The organism is Nostocoides japonicum T1-X7, assembly GCF_001046855.1.
Taxonomy (GTDB): Bacteria; Actinomycetota; Actinomycetes; order Actinomycetales; family Dermatophilaceae; genus Nostocoides; species Nostocoides japonicum.
Genome location: NZ_HF570958.1, coordinates 3,609,935 through 3,619,219, shown reverse-complemented (window position 1 = coordinate 3,619,219; position 9,285 = coordinate 3,609,935). Strand labels below are relative to the sequence as shown.

8 protein-coding genes and 1 pseudogene are annotated in these 9,285 nt (G+C 69.8%); 4 read left to right on the top strand and 5 right to left on the bottom strand.

Features of this window, described 5'->3' with window-relative positions:
* Positions 1-118 precede the first annotated feature (118 nt).
* On the bottom strand, positions 119-742 hold the full coding sequence (locus BN12_RS26230; RefSeq protein ID WP_048556507.1) for an amino acid ABC transporter permease: 624 nt from the start codon (positions 740-742) through the stop codon (positions 119-121).
* A gap of 66 nt (positions 743-808) precedes the next feature.
* Positions 809-1,621 (bottom strand): annotated as a pseudogene (locus BN12_RS26225) (transporter substrate-binding domain-containing protein); the annotation flags it as partial.
* 204 nt (positions 1,622-1,825) lie between these two features.
* Between BN12_RS26225 and gabT the strand changes: the two are divergent.
* Together gabT and BN12_RS16370 are read left to right on the top strand one after the other, a co-directional pair.
* A complete protein-coding gene (gene gabT / locus BN12_RS16375) occupies positions 1,826-3,166 on the top strand; it encodes a 4-aminobutyrate--2-oxoglutarate transaminase (RefSeq protein WP_048554131.1) in 1,341 nt (446 codons plus the stop codon).
* Positions 3,167-3,212: 46 nt separating this feature from the next.
* Positions 3,213-3,824, top strand: coding sequence for a DedA family protein (locus BN12_RS16370; protein WP_327152661.1), 612 nt, complete (start codon positions 3,213-3,215; stop codon positions 3,822-3,824).
* A 147-nt stretch (positions 3,825-3,971) separates the two neighbouring features.
* Here the strand turns inward: BN12_RS16370 and BN12_RS16365 are convergent, their stop codons facing one another.
* Positions 3,972-4,493, bottom strand: coding sequence for a LytR C-terminal domain-containing protein (locus BN12_RS16365; RefSeq protein WP_048554129.1), 522 nt, complete (start codon positions 4,491-4,493; stop codon positions 3,972-3,974).
* 45 nt (positions 4,494-4,538) lie between these two features.
* On the bottom strand, positions 4,539-4,835 hold the full coding sequence (locus BN12_RS16360) for a hypothetical protein (RefSeq protein ID WP_048554127.1): 297 nt from the start codon (positions 4,833-4,835) through the stop codon (positions 4,539-4,541).
* A gap of 118 nt (positions 4,836-4,953) precedes the next feature.
* On the opposite strand from BN12_RS16360, the gene BN12_RS16355 reads away from it, so the two are divergent.
* Positions 4,954-6,546 (top strand): helicase HerA-like domain-containing protein, encoded by a 1,593-nt coding sequence (locus BN12_RS16355; protein ID WP_048554126.1) that lies wholly within the window; start codon positions 4,954-4,956, stop codon positions 6,544-6,546.
* A gap of 208 nt (positions 6,547-6,754) precedes the next feature.
* Here BN12_RS16355 and BN12_RS16350 read toward each other — a convergent pair whose 3' ends face one another.
* Entirely contained in the window at positions 6,755-7,156 is a 402-nt protein-coding gene (locus BN12_RS16350) for a hypothetical protein (protein ID WP_048554124.1), read from the bottom strand.
* Between the two features lie 173 nt (positions 7,157-7,329).
* Between BN12_RS16350 and BN12_RS16345 the strand changes: the two genes are divergently transcribed.
* Positions 7,330-8,991 (top strand): APC family permease, encoded by a 1,662-nt coding sequence (locus BN12_RS16345; RefSeq protein ID WP_048556505.1) that lies wholly within the window; start codon positions 7,330-7,332, stop codon positions 8,989-8,991.
* Positions 8,992-9,285 lie beyond the last annotated feature (294 nt).

The window sequence follows — 9,285 nt, the reverse complement described above, 5'->3', positions numbered from 1 at the left end:
CCGGCAGGCGGCGACCCGGCAGGCGGCGACCCGGCAGGCGGCGACCCGGCTGACGGCGGCCCGGCGGAGGGCTCGGAGCCGGCAGAGGCATCGGGGGCAGGGGTGGGCGTGTTCTCGGTCATGCGGCGACGAACCTGTTCAGTCGGGTCTCGGTGCGGGACTGGAGGAAGGACAGGACCAGGCAGATGACCCAGTAGTACAGCGCGGCGACGGTGTAGAGCGGGAGGAACTGGAAGGTCGGGGCCGCCGCGATCTGGGCCTGCCGGAACAGCTCGACGACGAGGATCGCCGAGGCGAGGGAGGTGTCCTTGACGAGCGAGATGAGGGTGTTCGACAGCGGCGGGACGGCGGTCCGGGCGGCCTGGGGGATGATGATCCGCCGGAGGGTCGTCCGGTAGTCCATGCCGATCGTCTCGCCGGCCTCCCACTGTCCGCGCGGGATGCTCTGGATCGCCGAGCGGATGACCTCCGCGGCATACCCGCCGACGTTGAGCGACAGGGCGATGACCGCCGACGGGAACGGCGGGATGCGGATCCCGAGCGACGGCAGCGCATAGAAGATGATGACGAGCTGGACGAGCAGCGGGGTGCCGCGGATGACGGAGATGTAGAACCGCGCGATCCCCGAGAGGAGGAGGTTGCGCGACATCCGGCCGAGGGCGACGAGGAGTGCGATGACCAGGCCGACGGCGAAGCTGATGACGGTGAGCGGGATCGTCGCGACGACCGTCGCCTTGAGCATCGGCCCGAGGTTGTCCTTGACCAGCTCCCACGTGCTCGGCTTCGTCGGCTTGGCCGTGAAGTACTGGTCGTAGATCTTCTGGATCGTCCCGTCGGCCTTCAGCTGGGCGAGGGCGGTGTTGACCGCCGGCATCCACGTGACGTCCTTCTTCGCGGCATACACGGACTCGCTCGTGTCGCCGGTCTCCGCGACGATCTCGATGTCGGCGTCGGGGTTCGTCGCGAGGTAGTTGCGGACGGCAAGCTTGTCGTTGACGATCGCGTCGACGCGGCCCTGGGTGAGGTTGGCGATCGCCTCGGTCATCCCGTCGACCCCGACGATCGTCGCCCCCGCGTCGCGCGCGATCTGGGACCAGTTGCTCGTGAGGTTCTCCGCGGCCCGCTTGCCCTTGAGGTCAGCGATCGTACGGATCGAGTCGTTGCCCTTCTTCACGACGAGGACGCCGGTCGTCTCGATGTAGGGGTCGGACAGGGTGTAGAGCCGGGCCCGGTCCTCGGTCTTGGTCACCTGGTTCGCGACGATGTCGAACCGGTTGGCCCCGAGGGCCGCGAACATCGAGTCCCACGGCGTCTCGACGTACTGCACCTGGACGCCGAGCTTCTTCGCGACGGCATCCATGAGGTGGACGTCGAACCCGGTGAGCTTCCCTTGCGCGTCGTGGTAGCTGAACGGCGCATACACCCCCTCCGTCCCCACGCGGAGGGGGTTCGGCACCGCGTCGGCGGTGACGGCCGCGGGCCGGGCGGCAGGCGCGGCCGTCGCCCGCGCGGCGGGCGGGACGAGCGACCCGAGGAGCACCGCGGCGAGGACCCCGAGGGCGATCGTCGCGGCGGCGAGGGGACGGATCGGACGGACAGGCCGATCCCGGAGGTGATACATAAGGCCACATTATGCCTATCCAAGTCTCCACCTATGGATCCGGGTATGCCGCGCCGGAGGTTCCACGGATGCCGCTCCCGGCTCCGAGGGTGCCGGGGGCTCGGGACCGGTCGATACCGGTTCGGTCCGGGACCTCCACGGGCTCGATCCTGGCCCGCCATCCCCGGGCACCGGGGAGCGTCCGCGGGACGGCATACTGTGCCGGTGAGCACGATCGAGCAACGGCGCATCCTGTCCACCGCCATCCCCGGACCCCGGTCCGAGGAGCTGCACCGACGGAAGGCGGCGACCGTCTCCGCGGGTGTCGGGGTCGGCCTGCCCGTCTACGTCGAGCGGGCCGGCGGCGGGATCCTCGTCGACGCCGACGGCAACCAGCTCATCGACTTCGGGTCCGGCATCGCCGTGACGACGGTCGGCAACGCGGCCCCCCACGTCGTCGAGCGGGTCCAGCAGCAGGTCGACGACTTCACCCACACGTGCTTCATGGTGACCCCGTATGCGGAGTACCTCGACGTCTGCGAGCAGCTCAACGAGCTGACCCCCGGCGACCACGACAAGCGGTCCGCCCTCTTCAACTCCGGCGCCGAGGCCGTCGAGAACGCCGTGAAGATCGCCCGGCACTACACCGGCCGCCAGGCCGTCGTCGCCTTCGACCACGGCTACCACGGGCGGACCAACCTGACGATGGCGCTCACGGCGAAGAACATGCCGTACAAGCACAAGTTCGGCCCGTTCGCCGGGGAGATCTACCGGGTGCCCGCGAGCTACCCGTTCCGGTGGCCCGGTGGTCCGGCCGACTGCGCCAAGGAGTCCCTCGACGTCGTGACGACGATGATCCACGCGCAGGTCGGCGAGGAGAACTGCGCGGCGGTCATCCTCGAGCCGATCCAGGGTGAGGGCGGGTTCATCGTGCCCGCCCCGGGATTCGTCAAGAGCCTCGCCGAGTGGTGCGCCGAGCACGGCATCGTCTTCATCGCCGACGAGGTGCAGACCGGGTTCTGCCGGACCGGCGACTGGTTCGCCTCCGAGCACGAGGAGGTCGTCCCCGACCTCATCACGACGGCCAAGGGCATCGCGGGCGGGCTGCCCCTCGCCGGCGTGACGGGTCGCGCCGAGATCATGGACGCCATCCACGCGAGCGGCCTCGGCGGCACGTACGGCGGGAACCCCGTCGCCTGCGCGGCCGCCCTCGGCGCGATCGAGACGATGAAGGAGGAGGACCTCGCCACCCGGGCCCGGCAGGTCGAGGCGATCTTCCTGCCCCGCCTCCGGGCGCTCGCGGAGCGGTACCCCCAGATCGGCGACATCCGCGGCCGGGGCGCGATGCTGGCCATCGAGCTCGTCAACGGCGGCGGCGACCTCACCCCGGCGTCCGAGCTGACCGCCACCGTCAACCGGAACTGCCACGCCGAGGGCCTCGTTACCCTCACGTGCGGCACGTACGGCAACGTCTTCCGGTTCCTCCCGCCCTTGTCGGCGAGCGACGAGCTGCTGACCGAAGGCCTGGACATCTTCGAGGCGGCGTTCGAGAAGGCAGCCGGCTGACGGCATACCGGACACCTTCGGCCCGCGGCGCCGGAGCGTCCCGCTCGTGGTGAGCTGGGTCGTCGACCACGTCCTGCAGGCCGAGGCATGGCTCGTGTATGCCGTCGTCTGGATCACCGTCTTCGCCGAGGACGCGCTCTTCGTCGGGTTCGTCGTTCCCGGGGAGACCGCGGCCATCGTCGGTGGCGTCACGGCGAGCGTCGGGCACACCGCGCTGTGGGCGGTCGTCCTCGTCGTCGTGTCCGCGGCGATCATCGGCGACTCCGTCGGCTACCAGGTCGGCCGCACCCTCGGGCCGCGGCTGCTCGGACACCGGCGCCTCGACGGGCGGCGCGCGCAGATCGACCGGGCTCAGGACACCCTGCGACGCCGCGGCGGATCCGCAGTCTTCCTCGGCCGGTGGACCGCCTTCTTCCGGGCCGTCATGCCGGCGCTCGCCGGCGCGAGCCGGATGCGCTACCTCACGTTCCTGACCTGGAATGCCGTGGGCGGCCTCGTGTGGGGGACGGCCGTCGCCGTCGCCGGGTACTTCGCGGGCCAGTCCTACCAGCGGCTCGAGCACTGGCTCGGAACCGGCACCGCCATCGGCGCGGCCGTGGTGGTCGTCGGCGTCATCGTCGTCTGGCAGGTCCGGCGCCACCGGCAGGTGGACGCCTGATCGAGGGTGCCGGCCCCCATCGGGTGGGATGTCTTCACCGAGGGCAACAAGCGGCGGGTGGTGCACCGACCCGATCGGGTGAGGTGTCTCCGGGCAGCGGTCCGGGCCGGAGTCATCCGGGCCGGGGTTCGAGGAGCGACGTCGCAGCTACTTCGTGGCCTGCGTCGTGCACGAGGTGACCGACACGGCGCGGGCGGCCGTGAGGGCCTTGAAGCCGTTGCCAAGCACGAGGTCGACGGTGGCGCTCTTGCGCTTGTCCTTGACCATGACCGGCTTGCTGACGGTGGCGCCGACGACGGGTGCGAGCTTGACGCCGGCGGGACCGTAGCGCACCTGGGCCGAGGCCTTGATCGTCTTGTGGAGCGGGTCGTTGGCGACCGACCCGATCGTGAAGCCCCGCTTGCGGAGGGTCGAGGCGGTGTCCGCCGCGAGTCCCTGGCGGGTCGTCGCGTTGTAGACATTCACCGTCACCTTGACGGGCTTGCCCCCGCTGCAGACGGTCGTCGGCGTCGCCGAGGCGTCGCCCGAGGACCCCTTGAAGTAGCTGTAGGAGTACCAGAACGCCCCGAAGAGGATGAGCACCACGACCGACAGCGAGATCGCCGTCCGGCGCCGGCGCGACCGGTGGCGCTGCTCGGCGAGGTCCGACTCGGTGAGGTAGTCGCTCATGCCCGCCCCTTCCCGGTCCGTGGCCGCCCCCGGCAGCCGGTGCGCTCAGTCAAGCACGAGCACCCGGGCATGCAGGGTAGGACGCTGGTGGAGCGCGGCACGCAGCGCACGGTGGAGCCCGTCCTCGAGGTAGAGGGTCCCCTCGAAGTCGACGACGTGGGCGAACAGGTCGCCGAAGAAGGTCGAGTCGTCGGCGAGCAGGGCCCCGAGGTCGAGGGTCCGCTTCGTCGTGACCAGCTCGTCGAGCCGGACGAGCCGCGGAGGGACGTCGGACCAGTCCTTCGTCGAGGTCAGGCCATGGTCGGGATAGGGGCGAGTGTCACCGACGGCCTTGAAGATCACGCCGACACGATAGGCCGTGTATCCACCTCCCGGTCCCGCCGGAGCCTCCGCACGCCAGGGTGTTACCGAAGTTTGATGACGGAGCCGCATCGTGGACCGCAACAGTAGAGTCGGCACCGTGACGGACGAGAGCGCAACGCAGCCCACCTCGACGGGGAACGAGCAGGTCGACGAGATCGCCGCAGGGTACGCCTTCACCGGCCCCACCCTCGAGTTCGGCGCGGCCGTCGTCGACAAGCAGGCCTACCCGACCGCGAAGGTCCGGATCCCCCTCGGCGTCCTCAACCGGCACGGGCTCGTCGCGGGGGCCACCGGGACGGGCAAGACCAAGACCCTCCAGGTCATGGCCGAGCAGCTGTCCGCCGGCGGCGTGCCGGTGTTCGTCGCCGACATGAAGGGTGACCTGTCGGGCCTCGCGACACCCGGCGAGCCGAACGACAAGATCACCGCCCGCGCCCAGGACATCGGCGAGGACTGGACGGGCACGGCATACCCGACCGAGTTCTACGCGCTCGGCGGCCACGGCACCGGCATACCGGTCCGGGCGACCATCACCTCCTTCGGCCCGACCCTGCTCTCGAAGGTCCTCGGCCTCAACGACACGCAGGAGAGCAGCCTCGGGCTCGTCTTCCACTACGCCGACGCACGCGGGCTGTCCCTCCTCGACCTCAAGGATCTGCGGGCCGTCGTGCAGTACCTCACATCCGACGAGGGCAAGGCGGACCTCAAGGAGCTCGGCGGGCTGTCCTCGGCGACGGCCGGCGTCATCCTCCGGGAGCTCATCGCCTTCTCCGACCAGGGCGCCGACGAGTTCTTCGGCGAGCCCGAGTTCGACACGGCCGACCTGCTGCGCACCGCCCCCGACGGGCGAGGCGTCATCAGCTGCCTCGAGCTGCCCGGCGTCGCCGACGAGCCGGCGCTCTTCTCGACCTTCCTCATGTGGCTGCTCGCCGACCTCTTCCACGACCTGCCCGAGATCGGCGACCCCGACAAGCCGAAGCTCGTCTTCTTCTTCGACGAGGCGCACCTGCTCTTCAAGGACGCCTCGAAGGCGTTCCTCGCCTCCATCGAGCAGACCGTCCGGCTCATCCGCTCCAAGGGCGTCGGCGTCTTCTTCGTCACCCAGTCCCCCAAGGACGTGCCGGCGAGCGTCCTCGCCCAGCTGAGCAACCGAGTCCAGCACGCCCTGCGCGCCTTCACGCCCGACGACGCCAAGGCGCTGCGGGCCGCCGTCTCGACGTATCCCAAGAGCGGATACGACCTCGAGGAGCTGCTCCAGTCCCTCGGCACCGGCGAGGCGATCGTCACCGTCCTCTCCGAGAGCGGTGCGCCGACCCCCGTCGCCTGGACGCGGGTCCGCGCCCCGCAGTCGCTCATGGCACCCTCCACGCCGGAGGTGCTCCAGGCCGCGATCGCCGCCTCCGCCGTCGCCGCCAAGTACACGACGGCGGTCGACAGGGAGTCGGCATACGAGATGCTCAACGCCCGGCTCGCCAAGGCCGACGACGCCACCCCGGCCCCGCCCGCTCCGGCCCCGGCGCCCGCCCCCGCACCGGCCCCTCGGCCGACCCGCCAGGCGAAGCCCGAGCCGAGCGTCGTCGAGCAGATCGTCTCCTCGGGCGCCTTCAAGTCGATGCTGCGCTCTGCCGGCACGGTCGTCGGCCGCGAGATCACCCGGTCCATCTTCGGCACCGCCAAGCGCGGTCGCTGAGGTCTCCCTCCTCCGCCCCCCTCGCCCCGCCCCGCCCCCGCCCCGGCCCCCGCGACGACACCCGCTTTATCGGGTCACCCCGGAAGACTGAGCTTCACCCCGGTCTCCTTGTCGGGTGAGGATCAGGGTTCCGGGGTCACCCGATAACACGGGCACGGCCGCCCGGGGTGACAATCCGCCGAGGCCATGGCCGGGTCAGGGTCGGGTGTCAGAGGTATGCCGTGAGGGCGGTCGCGTAGGCCGTCTCGACGTCGTCACCGGTCACCTCGGTGCCGTCGGCGAGGGTGACCCGCCACCTGCCGGCCTCGCGCGCGTCGCCGTCGAGACGATCGAGCCGGACGAGCCGGTCCCCGAGAAGCTCGCGCAGCTGGTCCTCACGCGGGAGCCAAAGGGCCTGGTCGAGGTCGACGGAGTCCAGGGCCCACTCGGTCGTCCCGTTGAACCCGAGGACCGACTGGCCCGCGACGTGGTGCACCTCGATCGTCAGGTCGCTGATCCAGAAGACCTGGTCGGTGAGAGCCGGCTTGTCGATGACGAACCGGTCGCCGGCCTGCGGTTGCCACAGGACTCCGCCAGCCAGGAGCGCACGGGCCAGGTCCACGGTGATCATCACCGCCATCGTCCCAGACAGCGCGACGCCGTGACCATGTCGCAACCAGACGTTCCCCGCCCCCATGACATTTGTCATGGGTCCCTGGCCGGATCGGAGTGAGAGTCGAAAGTGACCCCGTGTCACATGGGCATGTCGGCCGTACCTCCGGAACCAACGAGAGGATGTCCGCGATGGCGAGTGCCACCATTGAGAGACCAGACCAGCAGCACGAGCTCAAGCGACACGTCGGCAGGGTCGGCCTGCTGTTCGCGAGCGTCGGGTCGATCATCGGCTCGGGTTGGCTGTTCGGCGCCCTGAACGCGTCGACGACGGCGGGACCCGCGGCCGTCATATCGTGGGCCCTCGGCGGCATCATGATCCTGTTCATCGCCCTCTGCTATGCCGAGCTCGGGACGATGTTCCCGCTGTCGGGTGGGGTCGTCCGCTTCCCCCACATCTCCTTCGGTGGCTTCGCGAGCTTCGTGACCGGGTGGATCACCTGGGTCGCCTGCATGAGCGTCGCTCCGATCGAGGTCGAGGGAGCGCTGCAGTATGCGACGAAGTACGCGCCCTTCACCAAGGAGCACGTCCTCGCCACCGGCTCGGTGCATACCCTCACCCCGCTCGGCTTCACGTTCGCCGTTCTCGCGATGGCGCTGTTCGTCGTCATCAACTACTTCGGGATCCGTTGGTTCGCCCGGGTCAACAGCGCGCTCGTCTGGTGGAAGCTGTTCATCATCTGCCTCGTCATCGTCGCATTCCTCGTGACGACGTTCCACGGCGTGAACTTCTCCTCGCAGGGCTTCCGGCCGGCGGGCTGGCACGGCGTCTTCACCGCCATCGCGACCTCTGGGATCGTCTTCTCCTATCTCGGTTTCCGGCAGGGCATCGAGCTCGCCGGCGAGACCGACAACCCCCGGCGCAACGTGCCGCTCGCCGTCATCGGGTCCGTGGTCCTCACGGCTCTCATCTACATCGGCCTCCAGATCGCCTTCATCGGCGCGCTGCCCTCGTCGGCGCTGTCGCACGGGTGGGCGAAGCTGAGCTTCGAGAACGACTTCGGTCCCCTCGCGGCGCTGTCCACGATCCTCGGCCTGGGCTGGCTGGCCGTCCTGCTGTACGTCGACGCCATCGTGTCGCCCGCCGATACGGGGCTCATCTACACGACGGTCACCTCGCGCATCTCGTATGCGATGGCACGCAACGGCAACGCGCCGGACGGACTCGCTCGGACGAACAGCCGGGGCGTCCCCGTCGGGAGCCTCGTCCTCGCATTCTTCGTCGGTCTCATCCTCTTCCTGCCGTTCCCCAGCTGGCAGCAGCTCGTCGGGTTCATCACCTCGGCGACCGTCCTGTCGTTCGGCACCGGCCCGCTCGCCGTCGCGGCGCTCCGGCAGCAGCAGCCCGACCATGCCCGTCCCTTCCGGGTCCCGGCCGGGCACGTCATCCCGTTCCTCGCGTTCTGGTCCTCCAACCTCATCGTCTACTGGACCGGGTGGGACACCGACTACAAGCTCTTCATCGCCTGCCTGCTCGGCGGGATCGCCCTGCTGGGGAACATCTGGCACCGGCGGCGCAATGGCCTGCCGACGACGTTCCACTGGCGTGCCGGCATCTGGTACATCCCGTGGCTCGCCGGCCTCGCGATCATCTCCTGGCTCGGCGACTACGCCGGCGGGCTCGGGGTCATCCACTTCGGGTCGGCCTTCCCCGTGACGTTCGTCTTCTCCGCCCTCATCTACTGGTTGGCGTACACGCTCCGTCTCGACCGCCAGACGGTCGAGAAGAACATCGCGGAGGTCCGTGCGGAGGCGGAGGCCGAGGAGGCCGCGCTGGGCGCCACCCCGGCCTGAGCCGGCCGGCCGCCGGCTTCGGGACACCTCGAATGCGGAGGGCGCCCGGTCGGTCGAGGTGCCTGGCGACCATCTGGAAGTGCTCAGATACCTCGACTCCCGAGACGCCCCAGCGGGTGGAGGTATCTGGCGACTTCCGCACGGACGCTGGATACCTCGACTCCCGAGACGCCTCGGCGGGTGGAGGTATCTGATGACCATCTGGCGGTGCTCAGATACCTCGACTCCCGAGACGCCGATGCGGTGGTGGTATCTGGTCACTTGCGCAAGGTCGCTTGATACCTCGACTCCCGA